Genomic DNA, 17,669 nt, shown 5'->3' on the forward strand with positions numbered 1-17,669 from the left:
CGGGCCCGCGGATGCGCTGTCACGAGGACGTGGAACATCCCGCGCCCCACCCCGAACGCCTGCCTCTGGAGGCATCGATGCAGCACGAATTCGACCACCGGGTTCCGGTCCTCATCGTCGGCGGCTCCCTGGTGGGCCTGTCCACGTCCCTGTTCCTGGGGCGCCATGGGGTGCGGCACGCCTTGGTCGAGCGGCACGCGGGGACCTCGATCCACCCACGCGGACGCGGCAACAACGTCCGGACGATGGAACTCTTCCGGGTGGCCGGCATCGAGGCGGACGTCAAGAGCGCGGCGTCACTGCTGGCGGACAACCACGGCATCCTCCAAACCCCGTCCCTCGTGGGTGACGCGGGCGAGTGGCTGTTCAAGGACATCGACCCCGGCGGCGGGCTGGCGAAGTTCAGCCCGACCGGCTGGTGTCTGTGCAGCCAGAACGACCTGGAGCCCGTGCTGCTCGACGGCGCCCGCGAGCAGGGCGGGGACCTGCGGTACTCGCACGAACTGATGTCGTTCGAGCAGGACGCCGAGGGCGTCACGGCGGTCGTGCGGGACCGGATCACCGAACAGCGCCACACCGTCCGTGCCGACTACCTCGTCGCCGCGGACGGCCCGCGCAGCCCGGTCCGCGAGCGGCTGGGCATCGGGCAGAGCGGCCCCGGCGACCTGTTCCACAACGTGAGCATCACCTTCCGGTCGCGCCGGCTCGCCGACGTGGTGGGCGACCGGCGGTTCATCGTGTGCTACCTGACCGCCCCGGACGCCGACGGGGCGCTGCTGCCCGTCGACAACAAGGAGAACTGGGTCTTCCACGCGCCCTGGCACCCGGAGGACGGCGAGGCCCTGGAGGAGTTCACCAACGAGCGGTGTCAGGAGCACATCCGACGCGCCGTCGGTGTCACCGACCTCGACGTGGAGGTGACCGGCAAGGCGTCGTGGCACGCGGCGGAGCGCGTCGCCGACCGGTACGGCGCCGGGCGGGTGTTCCTCGTCGGCGACTCCGCGCACGAGATGTCCCCGACGGGGGCGTTCGGTTCGAACACCGGGATCCAGGACGCCCACAACCTGGCCTGGAAGCTGGCCGCGGTGGTGGAGGGCTGGGCCGGCCCCGGACTGCTGGAGACGTACGAGGCGGAGCGCCGGCCGGTGGCGCTGGCGACCAGCGCCCGCGCCTCGGCGCGCTCCGTGGAACACAGCCACCCCGGTTTCGCCCCGCCGCCGGGGGTGGGCGGCGGCCGGCAGGGCGGCATCCTGAACGTCGTACTGGCCTACCGCTACCCGCAGGGCGCCGTCGTCGGCGCCGACCCGGAGCAGGAGGTGGTGCCCGAGGGAATGCGGCTGACGGGGCAGCCGGGCAGCCGGGCCCCGCACGTGTGGCTGCGGCACGGCGAGCGGCGCCTTTCCACGCTCGACCTCTACGAGCGTTCGATGGTGCTGCTCAGCGGCGCGGGTGACCCCGGTGGCTGGCACGCGGCCGCGCGCCGTATCGCGGACGCCGGCGGGGTGCGGCTGGACGCCTACCGGATCGGTGCGGGCCCCGACGCCGACCTGGTGTACGACGGGCAGGGTGCGCCGGGCGGGGACGGCGCCCCCGACTGGGCGCAGGTCCACGGCACCACGGCCGGGGGCGCGGTCATGGTGCGCCCCGACGGGTTCGTCGCCTGGCGGGCCGAGGGCGCGGCGGCCGACCCGGAGGCGGCGCTGCGCGAAGCCCTGGCAGCGGTCCTGCGCACGGGCTGAGCTTCGCGCAAGCAGGGGTCTCCCCGGGGCGGTCGGTCATACCGGCCGGCCCGGGGACCGGTCGTGGTGGCCGACCGTTCGGCGGCGAACACGGGGAATCGGCGCACCCTGCCGAACGACGACCTCACCGTCTCCCTTCGGCAGACCGGGCGGTGCGCTGGTCTACCGCCGGGTCCGCAAGGCGGGCCGTACGGTGCCGACCGGGCAGCATGCATGCGCCGTGCGGGTACAACCCCGCGGGCGGACCGGGACGGCCGTCGATCATCGGAGGTGAGCAGGTCCCCTGCTGCATCACGGCGACCGCCCCGGCTGCCCCCCGGATACCCCTGGTACCCGATTTCACCCGGTTCCTTCGATGCTTGTGTGTGTCCCTCCCGCCGCGACCGGGCAGGAAAGGCGCTCAGCGCCCCAGTGCGTTGCGGATCGTCAGTCCGTGGTGACGGCGGAGTCGGCGCAATTCCCACCAGGACAGCGCCGTGACCGTGAGGGGGGCGCCCAGGATGAAGACCGCCCGGGCAGCCGCCGGAACCTGGGGGTAGGCCCCCGTGATCAGGTCCAGCAGTGCCATCTCCCAGACGAGCACACCGGCGAGGACCGGTGGCACCACCTCGTGGATGTCGGCGGTACGGAAGACGTGCACGAGGGACAGGCCGATGCCGTACAGGGCGAACCCGATCGCCCACAGGCACAGCACCCAGATGGCGATCTTTCCCGGCAGACCGACGGCGTCCCGCAGCCCCGCCGACTCCGGGGCCATCGCGAGCGCCGAGGTCCCCATGGACGCCATGATGGCCACCACCGCGCCGAAGGAGCGCAGCGCCCGACGCAGGTAGACGCGCCGCAAGCCGGCCCGTGCGGCCGCCGTGAAAGCACCGACGACCACGGGGAAGGTGCAGACCAGCACCAGGACACTGGACCAGCTCTGGTCGAGGCGGTCGTTCGCCATCGCCTTGACGTCATCGGCGCTGACGACGGCCTTGTAGGCGACCATCAGGCCCACCCAGGCGGCGATCCCCAAGACGGTCCGCCACAGTTGGAGCCTACGGACGTCGGGATCTTCCACGATTCCGGGTCGCGAAGGACGGAACGCCCGCTGGGCGGCGTAGAACGGGTTGAAGACGCCCCGCAGGATCTTTCGACCGCGCGACGGCTCGACGGGTGGCGGCATCGGCGGCGGTGGAACGGACGGGTAGGACAGGGCGTACGGGTACCCCTGCGGCGGGATCGGCGACGGATATGCGTATCCGGGCTGCGGGTACGCATATCCGGGCGGCGGCAGCGGGGAACCGGGCGGCAGCGGGGGCCGGGAGCCGTGGCCGGCCCACCCCGCCGGCGGCCCGCTGCCCGCGCCCTCCACCGGACCTCCGTACGCGCCCCCGCCGTGACCGCTCACGCCACCCATCCCCCGTAGTCCCGCACTGTCGAAACCCCTCGCATCGTATCGGCCGGGGGCCGCCGGGAACCCCCGGAAACCGGGCCGGCGACGGCGTCGGTGCCGTTTCAGGCGGCGGTCGTCGGGGTGCCCGTTGTGGCGGCGGCGCGGCGGTATTCGGCGTTGATGCGTTGGGCTTCTTCGAGTTGGTCTTCGAGGATGACGATGCGGCAGGCGGCCTCGATGGGGGTGCCGTGGTCGACGAGTTCCCGCGCGCGGGCCGCGATGCGCAGCTGGTAGCGGGAGTAGCGGCGGTGTCCGCCCGGGGAGCGGAGCGGGGTGATGAGGCGGGCTTCGCCGATGGCGCGGAGGAAGCCCTGGGTGGTGCCGAGGAGTTCGGCGGCCCGGCCCATGGTGTAGGCGGGGTAGTCGTCGTCTTCGAGACGGTCGAACGAGGCGTCTGCTGTCACTTTCACCTTCTGCGTGAATGCCTTGGGAAAACGCGTGGAGGGGCCCTGGTGCCGTACGGCACCAGGGCCCCGAAGGAACTGCTACACCATCTGATCGCGGTTGCTTGACCGGAGACCACCTCACTATCGATGTCCTGCGGTACCCGGGTCTCACGCTCACGCCCGGGCGATCCTGATGGCGCTCGTCCCTCCGCTCTTCCCTCTTGATCAACTACTTACCTGCGGGAACTGCGTACTGCTCTATTGCGGGTACTGCTCACGGCGGCCCCTGATCACTGCGGGTCACCCGGTCCGGTCGCCGGTCCCGTCGCCGTCCTGCACCAATCCTGGCTTCGAAACCCCGCCACCGCACCGTCCTGCTGTACTGCACTCGCGGGTACCATCGCCCGGCAGTTCATCTCTGCCGGGCCCTTCGACCTTGCTGGTTACGAGAGAAACCATAACCACGCCGAGACGCAATGTCTACTCCGACCACCATAGATTTTTGCGTGTTCGACAGGGAGGTAATCGGACTCGAACAGCGGCGTGCGGTTTCGGGGCTGCCGTCAGGTGGCGTCGGTGCCGTTGCCGTTGCCGTTGCCGTTGCCGTTGCCGAGCACGTTGTCGAGGTAGGCCGCGAGGGAGGCGCGCAGGCTTTCCGGCGTTTTTTTCCGATCGTCCAGCAGGTAGCCGACGAGATCGGCGCGGATGGCCGCCAGCAGGGCATGGGCGGTGTAGTCCGGGTCGTGGGCGCCGGGCACTTGAGCCAATGCGGTGCGGAGGTTTTCGTGCCACCAACCGTAGTGCTCGGCCCGGTAGGGGCTGCTGCTGAGCCCGGCGTCTTCCGCCGCGGACATCAGGTTACGGTTCTCGATCTTGAAGCGGAGCGAGATGTCGAGGAGGTGCAGCACCCGCTGTCGCGGTGACGCACCGGCCTCGTCCCACACTTCCCGCACGGCGTGCCGCAGGGGTTCCAGACGGGAGGCGATCACTGCGCCGATCAGGCCCGCCCGGTCGCCGAAGCGACGGAAGAGCGTGCCTTTGCCTACGCCCGCGGCCGCGGCGATGTCGTCCATCGACACGGTGTGGGGGCTGCCGCTGGCGGCGAAGAGGGCGTCCGCGGCCGCCAGGACGGCCTCTCGGTTGCGCAGGGCGTCCGCTCGCTCCGGGCGCTGGGTCACGGGTCCTCCTCCTTGGTCCACCCGGCGGGCTCGCACGGCCGGCGGCTCGCGCCCGGCCGCGCCGCCCCGGCGGGGCCACTGCGGCGAGACGGTCCGGGTCGGGTACGGCCGGGTCGGGTACGGCCGGGTCGCGGTGGTGTCGTCGAGCCAGTCGAAGATACGCGTCGTCGTGGGCCGGGTCGCGCCGGGGTGGAGCGATCACACCATGGATACGGGCCGGCCGGCCCTCGTAGGAGGGGAGCACGGCCGCGTCATACCACCTCCCTTTCCACGAACGCGCGGAAGCCGCCCGCTCGGCGGCCGGTGAAGCGCTCGACCGTGTCCGAGACCCGGTCCTCGGCGCCGGCGGCGATGCGGCGGTCCATGTCGGCAAGCATGGTGGCGAACTCCAGCGGTATCTCGGCGGCCCAACGGTCACGCAGCTGCTCGAACGTCAGGTGACGGTGCACGACGGGCCGGCCGGTGACGTCGGTGATGGTCGCGGCGACCTCGGCGTAGCTCAGCGTTTGCGGCCCGGTCAGGATGAGGTCACGGTTGGGAGCCTGCCCGTCGGTCAGGACGCGTACCGCGACGGCGGCGATATCCTGCGCGTCGACGAACCCGACGCGCCCCTCCCCCGAGGCCGACCAGATGGCGCCGTGGGCGCGGATGCTGCGGGCGTGCGGGGTGTGACCGACGAAGTTCTGCATGAACCAGGACGGCCGCAGGACCGCCCACTCCTCGAACAGGCCGGGCAGCGCCTGGTGGACCTGGCCCACGGCCGGGCCTCCGGAGGGTATCGCCGAGGAGCCGAGGAGCACCGCGCGGCGCACACCCGCCTCGCGGGCCCGGCGAAGGAAGGGCAGCATGGCCGCGGCCGGGTCGGTGGAGCCGATGGGCGGGACGAGGTAGACGTGGCCGGCGCCGGCCACCGCCTCGTCCCAGGTCTCGGGCTCGTGCCAGTCGAAGCGGACCGGCTGCGCCCCTTCGACGGGGCCGGCGGTTCGACTGGCGGCTTTGACGCGGCCGCCTTCGGCGACGAGACCGGCGGTCACCCGGCTGCCGGTGGTGCCGGTGGCCCCGATGACCAAGGTGGTGTTCAGGTCGGTCATCGGTTCGTTCCCGTGAAGTCGGCGCCGGTCTCTGACGCGGCGAGGGGGTTCCAATAGTCGCGGTAGGCGGTGATGAGCCCGTTCTCGACGGTCACCACGGCGATGTAGGTCATGTCGAAAGGGCTGTCGGTCGCCACCAGCCGGCCGATGCCGCGCATCTCCACCACGATCGTCTCGACCGCGGTCGTCTGGTGGATCGTCACGTCGGGGAAGTCGTGGAGGTCGACGTGGTCGGGGTAGTGGCGCATGTACTCGCCGACCGCGGCCTTGCCTTCGAGCCGCGCGGGCCAGCCCGGCGGTGCGAAGGGGAACTCCATGATCCCGCCCTCGTGCCACAGGTCCACCCACCCCGGGATGTCCTTGTCCAGCAGGAGTCGCAGACCGTGGCGGTACAGCTCCTCGGCCGTCATCGACACTCTCATGATCAGACTTCCGTTCTGCCCGAAACGCCGTATCCGGTTGGTCGGTTACGGACCTTCGACCCTTGAGCGGGTGCGTCCCGGAAGTATGCGGACTGGCAGTCCGTTTTGCAAGCGTACGAGGTGGGGCCCGGCGGTTGGCGGTACGGTCCTGCCATGTCCCGATCAGCCGAGAACGGCCTCCCGACGTCCGTCACCCCGGACGATCTCGACTTCGCCGTACAGCTCGCCGTGGCGGTCCTGCGCGAGGCGCCCCCGTCGGCGTGGGACGCGAAGGCGGGTTCGCTGGAGTGGGACTGCTGGGAGACCGTCGAGCACCTCAGCGACGACCTCTTCGCCTACGCCGCCCAACTGGGCCCCAGAACGCCACCCTTGGACGGCGAGGTGCCCTTCGTGTGGGTGGCTCGGCGCCCCGGCGGCCCGGCGAACGTCATCCACGCGGACCGTACGGCGGGGCCCGGCGGCCTGCTGCGGGTACTGGAGGCCAGTGGCGCGCTGCTGGTCGCCATGGCACGTACGACGCCCCCGCAGGTCCGGGCCCACCACGTCTTCGGCGTCTCCGATGCCGAGGGCTTCGCCGCGATGGGGATCGTGGAGACCCTGGTGCACACGCACGACCTGGCCCAAGGCCTCGGCCTCGGCTGGAGCCCGCCCGCCGATCTGTGCTCACGGGTGCTCGGCCGACTGTTTCCGAACGCCCCGGCGACCACGAATCCTTGGCTCACCCTGCTGTGGGCGACCGGACGCGCCGAACTGGACGGACACCCTCGTCTGACCACCTGGCGCTGGGACGGCACGCCCCGTACGTAGCGGGACGGGCGCCTGCGGCGAAGTGCCGGACGGTGGCCGCGGAGGGCGGTGGCGGCAGCGGCGGCAGGTGGACCATGCCGGCAGGCGCCTGGCGCGTTCATGCCGGCCGGAGGGTGGGTTCGGCTCGTGGGGGTGCCGCTGGGGTGAGGGTCGTGGGTGCCGGGGTCGGGCCGTCGTATGCGAGCAGACCGTGGCGGTGGGCCAGGTAACCGAGTTGGAAGCGGCTCGTCGCGCCGAGCTGACGCATGAGGGCGGAGACGTGGCGCTGGCAGGTGCGTACGGAGATGCCCAGGGCGCGGGCCGTGGCCCGGTCGTCATCGCCCTGGACCAGGTGCTGCAAGATGGAACGTTTCGCCTGGTCGGCGACGTCCTGGATGAACGCCTTTTCGCGCGGCTTGCTGAGGTGCTCGCCCGTGGCCCACAGCAGTTCGATCATCTCGGCCACGAACGCGACCAGGTCCGGGCTGCGTACGAGCAGCGCTCCACCCGTCGCGTCCTGGAGGGGGAGGACGAGCAGGGTCCGATCGAAGACGAGGCAGCGGAGCAGGCCTCCGGAGACCGTTCTGGCCTCGGCTCCGAGATCGGCCATCTCCGCTTCGTACCGCACGGTCGCCGGGTCGAAGCGGGCCGAGTGCTGGTAGAGGGTGCGGACACGGACGCCGCGGGTCAGCAGGTTCCGGTTCTGTTCGCGCGCACGGCGCAGGGAGGCGGTCGACTGGGGGCCGCCGGGTTGGGCGCCGAGCACCTCCTGGGCGCATTCGGCGGCCTGTTGGTCGAGTATGCGTTGCAGTTCGGCGGGAGACTCGATCCGTTCCAACGGCGGCCCTTGGAGGGTGCGTTGGCGGGCGGCGTGGACGATGGCGAGTTCTGCCAATTGGCCCCGCATGCGGAGCAGGTCGAGTTGGGCCCCCTGGACCCGCTCCTCCCAGCGTTTCAGTAACTCCTCGGACACGTCCGTAGGGTTGGCTGCTGCGAAGCAGTCGGGGCCGATCTGCTGGACCAGCCCCGCGGCGAGGAGCGCCTCAAGGGTCCGGGGGTAGCTGTCGGGAGCGTCGCGGGTTAATAACTGGCTCGTTCGGAGGGGGCCTTGTTCAGCGAACTCACGGTAGAGGTTCATCTCCTCGGCGGTCAGTTCTCTGGGCCGGTCGCGGTCCTGCGGGCGCTGCAGTGCGGCTGTTTCCATGTCGCTGCTCTCTCGTTCGCATCCGTCGCGACCGCGATGCTAGAAGACTGCCGGCCATCACGCCCGGCCCGGGAACGTGTATCGGACATGCTTCCCCGGTGCGGGCGGCGACCCCGCGACGGACCCGTATCGGCTCCCGCCGGGGATTTTGCGGCGGTCTGCGCCGCGGATCACCGGACGCCACACCTCCGCAGGGTTGGCCGGGAAGGCACGGAAATGCGGCTGAAAATTTCTGCAAGTCTTTTCCGTCGTCTTTCCGACAGTCCACAACACGACGGTCGGACACCGTTGGCGACGGGCGGTCGCTGCTGAATGCTGAGGGCGGCGCACCGATCCCGGATGTGCGCCGCGCACGAAGGGCATACCGACGTGAACCCCAGACGTCCGGCCGGACCCGTTCCGGCGCCACCGCTCAGTCGTTCCCCGGATGGACCACCTCGACCCCCTGATCCCGCAACACCTCGACGGCGGGAGAGTCGGCGGGGGCGTCCGTGACGACGAGGGCGATCTCCTCCATCGAGCAGATCCGCCCCAACGCGCTACGGCCGATCTTGTCGGCGGTGGCCACGAGGATCACCCGCTGCGCCGCGGCCACCGCGGCCCGCTTCACCTGGACGTCGTCGAGGTTGTAGGCCGTGGCGCCGTGGACCGGGTCGACGCCGCAGCAACCCAGGATGAACGTGTCGAAGCACAGGTCCTTGAAGGTCTGCACCGGGGCGTGGCCGTAGAACGAGAGTTCCTCGGGCCGCACCTGCCCCCCGGGCATCACCAGCTGGATGCCGGACTGCCCCGAGAGGGCGAACGCGGCGTGCAGGGAGAGGGGGGCGACCGTGAACTGACGGCCGGCCATGGCCTTGGCCACGGCCACGGCGGTGGTACCGGTGTCCAGGGCCACGGTCTCGCCGTCGGTGAGGAGGGCGACCACGGCGCGGGCCAACCGCTCCTTGGCCTGCGCCCCGGACATGGCCCGGATCGCATAGGGCGGCTCGACGCCACCGGGCAGGCTGCTCACGGCGCCGCCGCGCACCCGGCGCAGCGCCCCTCGGGACTCCAGGACCTCCAGGTCGCGCCGGATGGTCATCTCGGACGCCCCGGTGGCCTGGGCCAGCTCGGCGACGGTCGCACGGTTCTGCTTCATGAGCAGTCCCACCACGAACTTGTGCCTCTCCATCACGTTCATGTGTCTGCTTTTAGCACAGACGGAGCACCGAAGGTGCTTCGGATGTGCGTTACGGACAGGAGATCTGTTGAAACGAACATGCTGCCTGCGTATGGTGAGCGAAGAAGTGTGAACTTTACGCAGCTATGAACGTGGATCATGTTCATTCGACACTGAACGATGAGGAGAGCGATGTCCGCCACCACTGAGGCCGACCCGCCCGAAACGGGAAAGCCTCTCCTCACCAGCCTCGCGATCGTCGCCTCGTGCGTGGCGTTCGTGGTCATCGGCGCCCTACAAGCGCTGTACGGACCCGCGATCCCGGCCCTGCGCGAGGAGTTCGGCATCAGCCCCGCCGTGGCCGGGCTCAGTCTGAGCGCCCACTTCATCGGCGCACTGGCGGGTGTGCTGATCTACCACCTCCTGCGGGGCCGGCTGAACAACCGGGTGCTGCTCGGCGGCTCCTACGTACTCATGGCCGCCGGTGCGGCGGCCTTCGCGTTTTCGCCGAACTGGTTCCTGGCCCTGGTCGGCACGTTCGTGATCGGTCTCGGCTTCGGCGGCATCGACTACGGCCTCAATCAGCTCTTCGCCGTCGGTTTCGGCCGCCGCAGCACCGCCATGCTCAACCTGCTCAACGGCCACTTCGGCATCGGCGCCATCGCCGGACCGGCCCTGATCGGCTGGCTCGGGGCGGACAAGTACCCGCAGATCTTCCTGGGCATCGGCGTGGTCAGTCTGCTGATCATGGTCACCCTGGGCGGGGTGGCCGCCCGGGAGCCGCAGGCCGCCCCGGCGGCGGGCACCACGACCACCGGACCCCGGGTGCTCCCGATCATCGCGGTGTTCATCGGCATCTACGTCCTGCACGTCGCCATCGAGACCGGCGTCGGCGGCTGGGAGCCCACCCATCTCGAAGCCGTCGGATACGGCGCCGCCACCGCCGCCACCGCCACGTCCGCCTACTGGGCGGCCATGACCATCGGGCGCTTCGTCGTCGCCCCCCTCAGCCTCCGCTGGTCCGCGCCCTCGATCCTGATCGTCTGCTGTGCGGGCATGGCCGGCTTCCTCCTCCTGGCGACGATTCCCGCCGTCGCCCCCTACGCGTACTTCGGCGTCGGCCTGATGATCGCGCCGATCTTCCCGACCTGTCTGCCCTGGCTCAACCGCGCCGTCCCCAGCGTCGCCGCGGCCGGCGCCTATGTGATCGCCGCCTCGATGATCGGCGGCGTGGCCTTCCCGCCGCTGCTGGGAGGCGTCATCGACACGATGGACGTGAAGACCGTGCCGCTGGTCCTGTTCGTCCTCGCCCTGCTCTGCGGCGTCCTGAGCCTGTGGCTGCGGCGCAACGCCCCCGATCCCGGCGGGGTGGAAGCACCCCGCGAGACGGGTCACGCCGACGCCGTCGCCACCCCCCGAACCTGACGCAGACGAGGAACACGATGAAGTTGAGGAACGTGAGGAAGCCCAGCTCATGAAAGCCGTTCTCTTCGACCTGTTCGGAGTCATAGCCCGCGTCCAGTCCGCCGAGTCGCAAGCCGTGCTGGAACGCACCGCCGGCGCCGACCCCGAGCGTTTCTGGGAGGCGTACTGGTCGCAGCGCGCCCCCTACGACCGTGGCGAGGTGACGGGGCCCGGCTACTGGCAAAAGGTATCCGCCCAGCTCGGAATCCCACTCGACGCCCGCTTGACCGCGGACCTGATCTCCGCCGACCTCGACAGTTGGAGCGAGATCGACCCGCACGCCGTGGAGCTGCTGGATCTCCTCGCCGACCGGGGGCTCGTCCTGGGGCTCCTCTCCAACATCCCCGAGGAACTCGCCGCCCGGTACGAGGCCACCCAGCCCTGGTTGGAGCGGTTCGCCGTCCGCGGCCTCTCCTGCCGCATCGGCAGCGCCAAACCCGAGCCGGCCGCCTACCAGTGGTGCGTCCGCGCCCTCGACCTCGCCCCCGAGGACATCCTGTTCGTCGACGACCGGGCCGACAACGTCCGGGCGGCGCGCGAACTGGGCCTCCAGGGGCACCTCTTCACCTCCCCAGAGGAACTGCGCGCCGCGCTGGAGGCGGCGTCGCCGTGACAGCGACACCCCGGCTGTACACCCTCTGTGCCGCCGCCGTGGACGGACACTTCCCACCGGCGCGCCGGGAGATCGAGGCCGGCCGGGGGCTCGTCGGCGCCCTGCTGGTGCAGGGCGCACTGGCGGGTCGACTGGAACTGCGCCCGGACCGCGTCCGATTGCTCGGTCGCGGCGGATCGGGCGATCCGGCACTGGACGCGTTCCTGGACCGTCTCCGCTCTTCCTCCCCCGGCTGCCGGACACCGGCCGACTGGGCGCGCGCGCTGGGCCTTTGGGCGCTCGCCGCGCTGCTCCCCGGGTCGCGTCCCCCGGGCCGTCCGGTGCCCCACGGCCACCTGCGCATGCGACCCGGGGAGGCGCTGCGCACGGTGCGTACGGCCGTCGAGGAGCCGGACCCCGACGTCCTGACCGCCGTGGCCGCGGGCGCCCTGCTCACCGCCACCGGCCTGCACGGGCCGGCCTGGCCGGACCTCCCCCGAGCCGAGGCGGCGCGCCGCTCCCTCCGGTCCGCGGCCGCTCTCGGGCCCGCCGGAGTGCCCGTCACCCTGGCCGCGACCGCGGTCTCGGACTCGCTCAGATCCTCCGCCACCGCCTTGGCCTTTCCCGGTTAGGGCGTTTCCCCGTCAGTCCTTTGGCTGCGGCATGCCCCGGTGGGGGCACCTCCCGAGCGCGAAGTGAGGGACATCCCCAAAAGGCCACTTGTCAGGGGCCGTTGGAATGTGATCGTATGAATCCGAAGGCGCTGCCGCGAGATCCCTGTCTGCAACGGGTGAAGTATTCCGGGCCGCCCCCACCGGCATCGAGCCGATCCCCATCCCCGACCTGTCGGACGTGAGTTGTCTTTCACCGTCCACCCCGTGATGTTTTTCAGTGACCCGCGTGAGAGGGACCGATGGAAACCAAGGATGTTACCGAGCACATCTATTACCCCGTCAGTGACTACAAAATGGCGCGGGGTGAGGGTGTCTACCTCTACGACGAGGACGGAAAGAGTTACCTCGACTGCGCTTCGGCGACGTTCAATCTGAGCCTGGGCTATTCCCACCCGGCCGTTGTCGCCGCGATGAAGGACCAGCTCGACAAGGTGATCCACATCACCTCCTCGTACCAGAGCGACCCGGTGAACGGGCTCGTCCAGCGGCTGGTGGAGGTCTCCCCCGCCAACCTCACCAAGGTGCACCCGAAGGTCTCCGGCGGCTCCGTCGCCAACGAGGGCGCCATCAAGATGGCACAGCTCGCCACCGGGAAGTCCGAGGTCATCACCCTGTTCCGCAGCCACGTGGGCCAGACGATGATGATGACATCGATGTCGGGCAACTCGTTCCGCCGCGAGCCGTTCCCGACCCTCTTCCCCGGCAGCCTCCAAGTGCCCGACCCGTACTGCTTCCGCTGCTTCTACGGGCAGAAGAAGGAGACCTGCGGGATGATGTGCGTGGATCGCCTTGAGGACTTCGTCGATTACGCGAGTTCCGGCCGCGTCGCCGCCGTCCTCATCGAGCCGATTTCCGGTAACGGCGGCAACATCGTGCCGCCGGACGGCTACATGCAGAAGTTACGCGCCTTCTGCGACGAGCAGGACATCGCCCTCATATTCGACGAGATCCAGACGGGTATCGGCCGGACCGGCCACATGTTCGCGGCCCAGTATTTCGGTGTCGAGCCCGATGCCATCACCACGGCCAAGGGGCTCGGCGGGTCGGGTGCCCAGGTGGCGGCGATCCTCACCAATGAGCGGCTCGCCGGTCTTCCCGCGAGCCACCATTCCTTCACTTACGGCGCCAATCTGCTGGCCGCCGCGGCGGCGAACGTCACTCTCGACATCGTTCGGCAGCCGGAATTCCTGGCGAACGTCACGCGGACCGGCGATTACATCATGGAACGCCTCGCGGACATGAAGCGCCGTTATCCGGCCATCGTCGACGTCCGCGGCGTCGGCCTCATGATCGGTTTCGAGATCGCCGAAGCGGACGGCAAGCCGGCCGTGAAGCTCACCAACCACCTGGCCGCGAAGGCCATGGACCACGGCCTGATCCTGCGCACCTCGCGCTACGGCTACGGCAACGTCCTCAAGATCCGCCCGCCGCTGATCCTCACCATGGACCAGGCCGAGGAGATCTGCGACAAGCTGGAGAACCTCTTCCTCGCGGAGCTGGCCCGATGACCGCCGCCAACCCGATGAAGCAGCTCCTCACGTCCCTCGGCCAGTACGTCCGCTCCGAGCTGCTGGCCTACGAGGCCGGTGGCAGCGAACGCCAGGTCCACGGCGACTCCCCGGGCGGCGACGCCCAGTTCGACGTCGACGAGGTGGCCGAGAAGGCCGTACTGGACTACCTCCGCGCCCACGCCGACGTACCGACGGCGCTGTACACCGAGGACGGCTCCTACGTCGAGCTCGCGCCCGATCCGCAGATCCTCCTCGTCGTCGACCCGATCGACGGCACCCGCCCCACCTCGGCCGGGTTGGAGATGGGCATGGTGTCCATCGCGGCCGCCCCCTACGGCGACGGGGCGCCCACCCTCGCCGATGTCGACGCCGCATGCCTGGTGGAGATCAAGAGTGGTGCGTGGCTCTACGGGGACGACACCGGGGGGCTCGACAGCGGGGGGTTCGCCGCCCCGGTGCCGCGACTGAGCCGCAACACCGACCTGACCCGGATGTTCTGGTCGATCGAGTTCAACGGCCACCCCATGGACCTGATGACCGAGGCGTACGGTCACCTCGTCGACCGGTCGGCGAACACCGGCGGCATCTTCGTCTTCAACAGCAGCACCTTCTCCATCTCCCGGATCATCACGGGCCAGCTCGACGCGTACGCCGACATCGGCAACCGGGTCCTGCGCGACCACCCGGACACGGAGGAGGCGTTCCTCCGGGTGGGCCGCGGCTCGATCCTGCACCTGTTCCCCTACGACATCGCCGCCGTCGTCTACCTCGCCCGGCTGGCCGGTGTCGTCATCACCGACGCCTACGGTGACGACCTCGGCAGCACCTCCCTGGTGGACCTCGGCCCGATGAACCAGAAGTCCTGCATCGCGGCGGCCACCCCCGAACTCCACAAGCAGTTGCTCGAATCCATCCGCTGGGACCTCGGCCGCGGAACCGACGCGTCCGCGAGGGAGGAATCATGAAGGCCCTGACGCTCACCGCCGACCGCACGCTCGCCCTGGTCGACCACCCCAAGCCCGAACCCCTGGCCGCCGACGACGTCATCATCCGCGTCACCCAGAGCGGCATCTGCGGCACCGACCGCAGCGTGCTCGTGGGCAAGTTCCCCGCCGAGACCGGCGTGGTGATGGGCCACGAGGCCGTCGGCGTCGTGGACGCCACCGGCCCGGGCGTCACCCGCTTCGCCGTCGGCGACCGGGTCATCGTCAACCCGACCCTGTACTGCGGCAGCTGCCCCAGTTGCCTGGAGGGCCACTGGAACTTCTGCGCCCGCAAGGCGGGCACCGAGGTCGGACTGGACTACGACGGCTCCTTCGCCGAGTACATACGCCTCCCCGAGCTCTTCTGCCACGCCATACCCGAGGGCATGAGCTTCGACCGCGCCGTCGTCGTCGAGCCGCTCGCCTGCGCCCTCAACAACATCGAGGCCGGTCGCCTCGTGGCGGGCGAGACCGCCGTCGTCGTCGGTGGCGGCCCGATGGGCGTGGTCACCGCCATGGCCGCCCAGCTCCACGGGGCCACGGTCCTCCTCGTCGAGCCCGACCCGGTCCGACGCAAGCTCGCAGAAGAGGTGTTCGACGCGCCCGACTTCGGGGACCGGGTCACCGTCCACACCCCCGACGACCCGGCGCTCGTCGAACGCGGCGACCTGGTCGTCGACTCCGTCGGCAACCTCCTGGAGCAGAGCATCGGCTACGCGGCCGTGCGCGGCCGGGTCGTCATCATGGGCTTCAACAGCAACGCGTCCGCCACGGTCCGTCCGCTGGCCCTGCTGCAACGCGGGCTGCAGATCATCGGCGCCGGCGACTACAACAGCATGATCTTCCCCAAGGCCGTCGAGCTGGCCCGCAGGTTGCCGCTGGAGCGCGTGGTGACCCACCGCTTCGCCCTCGCTGACCACGAGGAGGCCTTCAAGGCACTGGCGGCCGTTCCCGGCGCCGAGTACGCGGCGCTGAAGGTCGTCCTCGTACCGCCGTACGCGGGGGAGGACGCGTGAGCCCGTCCCCCCGTACCCCGCTGGCCGAGGCGCTGGTTCCGGGCACCACCCGCCCGGTCGTCGTGGGCGAGTACCCGTACTACCGGGCCGACCCCGCCAACTGGGCAGCCAACCTGCGGGAACTGCGCGGCCTGGGTGTGGACGTGGTGTCCTGCTACCTGCCGTGGCGGTTCCACGAGATCGGTGAAGGCGCCGACCGCTCCTTCGACTTCACCGGGAAGACCGACCCCCAGCGCGATGTGGTCGGACTGCTGGAGCTGGCCGCCGCCGCCGGGCTGGGCGTTCTCCTCAAGCCCGGCCCGTTCATCCACGCCGAGGTGCAACTCGGCGGCCTGCCCGACCGGCTGTGCGGCCCCCCGCACACCCCGTACCGGGGCCTGGACGGCACGGTCCTGACCTCCCAGGGCAAGCCGCTGCCCAGCCTCCTCGACCCGAAGGTGCAGGCCGAGACGGAGGCCTGGCTGCGGGCCGTCGCCGACGAGGTCGTCGCCGGGGCCGTCGCCCCCGACGGCCCCGTGGTCGCCCTCCAGCTCGGCAACGAGGGCACCTCGGGGGACGCCCACCTGCCCGTGGACGCGCAGGACGCCTCACCCGCCGCCCGCGAGGCGTTCTCCCGCTGGCTTGCCGGACGCGGTCTGCACGACGAGGCCGCCCGGACCGGCGAGGACGTCGCCCGGTGGACCAGTGCCCTGCGGCAGTCGTGGTCGCGGTGGTCCGGCTACGCCATCGTCGGCCTGTGGGACAGGATCTCCGCCCTGTTCCCGGCGGGACCGGTCCGGCTGGCCAACGTACCCCTGACCGGCCTCACCGCACCGCGCGCCGCCCTGGACGCCTGGGCCGCCCGGCAGCGCGCCATCCGGGGCTCCGGCCACCTGATCGGCCACACCGAGTGGGTCGGCAACCCGGCCCGGGACACCACCGCGTTCGGCTCCCACCTGGCCGGGATCCTGCTCGGCGGCACCGACGTGGTCGAGGCCAACTGGGGCTTCACCTGGACCGACGAGACCTTCGCCGAGCCGGCCACCCCGGTCTTCAACGCCCTCCTGGCGCTGTTGCTGGGCTCCACCACCCTCAGCGTCTACACGGCCTGCGCCACGGGCAACTGGGGCGATCTGGTGGACATGCACGCCGACGGGCTGCGCTCCGAAGGAGTCGACCCGGCCCTGCACGCGCCGCCGTACAGCCCCGGGGCGCCGCTCGCCGAATCCGGCGCCCACCAGGCCAACGCCGAAGGGCTGCGCCTGCTGTCCCGGTTCCTGGAACGTTTCGGCGACCTGTTGATGGCCGGCACGCCGGATCACGACGCGCTGGTTCTCCTCGACCGGACCCTGCCCGAGGCGGGAGCCTGGCAGCGCACCGGCCGCACCGTCCTCGCGGAGGTCGCCGACGCCGTGCACGAGCAGCTGGCCACCTCCGGCCGGCAGCTCGGTCTGGGCTGGCTCGACGGCCACTCCGAGCCGGCCGGCGAACGGGACGGACTCCCCGTCGCCGTCCTGCGCGCCGGACAGCCCGACGGCTCCGACGGCCCCGGCCGGTTGACGGTGCCGGCCGGGAAATCGGCCGACGGAGCGGTCGCGGCCTTCGTCGCCGCGTTCGCCGCCGCCCTGCCGGTCGGGGACGGGCCGCGCTGGACGACGGCGCACGGCAGGGCGCGCGTACTGAGCCGCTCCGGGCCCGGAGGCGTCCGTATCGTCGGCGCCTTCAACCCCACCGACGGCGACGAGCGGGTCACCGGGACCGGTAGCGGCACCGGAGGCGGCTGGACCCTGGACCTCCCCGCCGGGACCGCCGCCGTGACCGTCACCCGCGACGGCGAACTCCTGGGCTGGCTGGCCACCCCGGAGTCGGCGTCCACCTCGCCCGTCGTCCTCACCTGGGACGGCGAACAGGCCGACGCGACACGCGTGAGGGCCTCCTGAGAACGCGGGCGGCGGGAGAACGTACCTGACAGCGCGCCTCCCGCCGCCCGCTCCCTTCCTCCTTTCCGTGCTCCCGCCTGCCTCTGCCTGCCTGCCCTCCTGCATCC

16 protein-coding genes are annotated in these 17,669 nt (G+C 70.9%); 9 read left to right on the forward strand and 7 right to left on the reverse strand.

The genetic code is table 11. The features are described 5' to 3' along the window. Nucleotides 1-77: 77 nt before the first annotated feature. Entirely contained in the window at nt 78-1,739 is a 1,662-nt protein-coding gene (locus ACFVXJ_RS01560) for an FAD-dependent oxidoreductase (protein ID WP_389656844.1), read from the forward strand. Nucleotides 1,740-2,139: 400 nt separating this feature from the next. Here the strand turns inward: ACFVXJ_RS01560 and ACFVXJ_RS01565 are convergent, their stop codons facing one another. The 5 genes from ACFVXJ_RS01565 to ACFVXJ_RS01585 form a co-directional block, all read right to left on the reverse strand. Then, complete coding sequence (locus ACFVXJ_RS01565; RefSeq protein ID WP_389656847.1) at nt 2,140-3,141, reverse strand: hypothetical protein; 1,002 nt, start codon at nt 3,139-3,141, stop codon at nt 2,140-2,142. Between the two features lie 98 nt (nt 3,142-3,239). Beyond that, a complete protein-coding gene (locus ACFVXJ_RS01570) occupies nt 3,240-3,581 on the reverse strand; it encodes a MerR family transcriptional regulator (RefSeq protein WP_389656424.1) in 342 nt (113 codons plus the stop codon). A gap of 545 nt (nt 3,582-4,126) precedes the next feature. After that, nucleotides 4,127-4,741 carry a TetR/AcrR family transcriptional regulator gene (locus tag ACFVXJ_RS01575; protein WP_389656849.1) on the reverse strand — a complete coding sequence of 205 codons (615 nt, stop codon included), beginning with the start codon at nt 4,739-4,741 and terminating at the stop codon, nt 4,127-4,129. 251 nt (nt 4,742-4,992) lie between these two features. Next, nucleotides 4,993-5,832, reverse strand: coding sequence for an NAD(P)H-binding protein (locus ACFVXJ_RS01580; protein WP_389656852.1), 840 nt, complete (start codon nt 5,830-5,832; stop codon nt 4,993-4,995). Beyond that, nucleotides 5,829-6,254, reverse strand: a complete 426-nt coding sequence (locus tag ACFVXJ_RS01585) for a nuclear transport factor 2 family protein (RefSeq protein WP_389656855.1) — start codon at nt 6,252-6,254, stop codon at nt 5,829-5,831. The genes ACFVXJ_RS01580 and ACFVXJ_RS01585 overlap by 4 nt, the downstream gene beginning before the upstream one ends. A 153-nt stretch (nt 6,255-6,407) precedes the next feature. Between ACFVXJ_RS01585 and ACFVXJ_RS01590 the strand changes: the two genes are divergently transcribed. Beyond that, nucleotides 6,408-7,061: a hypothetical protein gene (locus ACFVXJ_RS01590; protein ID WP_389656858.1), complete on the forward strand. Its 654-nt coding sequence runs from the start codon at nt 6,408-6,410 to the stop codon at nt 7,059-7,061. 97 nt (nt 7,062-7,158) lie between these two features. Here the strand turns inward: ACFVXJ_RS01590 and ACFVXJ_RS01595 are convergent, their stop codons facing one another. Beyond that, nucleotides 7,159-8,244, reverse strand: a complete 1,086-nt coding sequence (locus ACFVXJ_RS01595) for a LuxR C-terminal-related transcriptional regulator (protein WP_389656861.1) — start codon at nt 8,242-8,244, stop codon at nt 7,159-7,161. A 412-nt stretch (nt 8,245-8,656) separates the two neighbouring features. Beyond that, complete coding sequence (locus ACFVXJ_RS01600; RefSeq protein WP_389656864.1) at nt 8,657-9,424, reverse strand: DeoR/GlpR family DNA-binding transcription regulator; 768 nt, start codon at nt 9,422-9,424, stop codon at nt 8,657-8,659. Between the two features lie 171 nt (nt 9,425-9,595). On the opposite strand from ACFVXJ_RS01600, the gene ACFVXJ_RS01605 reads away from it, so the two are divergent. The 7 genes from ACFVXJ_RS01605 (at nt 9,596) to ACFVXJ_RS01635 (ending at nt 17,562) form a co-directional block, all read left to right on the forward strand. After that, a complete protein-coding gene (locus ACFVXJ_RS01605; RefSeq protein WP_389656867.1) occupies nt 9,596-10,828 on the forward strand; it encodes an MFS transporter in 1,233 nt (410 codons plus the stop codon). A 49-nt stretch (nt 10,829-10,877) separates the two neighbouring features. After that, on the forward strand, nt 10,878-11,480 hold the full coding sequence (locus tag ACFVXJ_RS01610) for an HAD family hydrolase (protein WP_389656870.1): 603 nt from the start codon (nt 10,878-10,880) through the stop codon (nt 11,478-11,480). Further along, nucleotides 11,477-12,091 (forward strand): GPP34 family phosphoprotein, encoded by a 615-nt coding sequence (locus tag ACFVXJ_RS01615; protein ID WP_389656873.1) that lies wholly within the window; start codon nt 11,477-11,479, stop codon nt 12,089-12,091. The genes ACFVXJ_RS01610 and ACFVXJ_RS01615 overlap by 4 nt, the downstream gene beginning before the upstream one ends. A gap of 281 nt (nt 12,092-12,372) precedes the next feature. Then, the gene (locus ACFVXJ_RS01620) at nt 12,373-13,641 is read left to right on the forward strand and encodes an aspartate aminotransferase family protein (RefSeq protein ID WP_389656876.1); all 1,269 of its coding nucleotides are present in this window, start codon (nt 12,373-12,375) and stop codon (nt 13,639-13,641) included. Next, nucleotides 13,638-14,609, forward strand: a complete 972-nt coding sequence (locus ACFVXJ_RS01625; protein ID WP_389656879.1) for an inositol monophosphatase family protein — start codon at nt 13,638-13,640, stop codon at nt 14,607-14,609. The genes ACFVXJ_RS01620 and ACFVXJ_RS01625 overlap by 4 nt, the downstream gene beginning before the upstream one ends. After that, complete coding sequence (locus tag ACFVXJ_RS01630) at nt 14,606-15,643, forward strand: zinc-binding dehydrogenase (RefSeq protein ID WP_389656882.1); 1,038 nt, start codon at nt 14,606-14,608, stop codon at nt 15,641-15,643. The genes ACFVXJ_RS01625 and ACFVXJ_RS01630 overlap by 4 nt, the downstream gene beginning before the upstream one ends. Next, a complete protein-coding gene (locus tag ACFVXJ_RS01635) occupies nt 15,640-17,562 on the forward strand; it encodes a beta-galactosidase (protein WP_389656885.1) in 1,923 nt (640 codons plus the stop codon). The genes ACFVXJ_RS01630 and ACFVXJ_RS01635 overlap by 4 nt, the downstream gene beginning before the upstream one ends. Nucleotides 17,563-17,669: the final 107 nt, after the last annotated feature.

It is taken from the genome of Streptomyces sp. NPDC058279 (assembly GCF_042881255.1).
Taxonomy (GTDB): Bacteria; Actinomycetota; Actinomycetes; order Streptomycetales; family Streptomycetaceae; genus Streptomyces.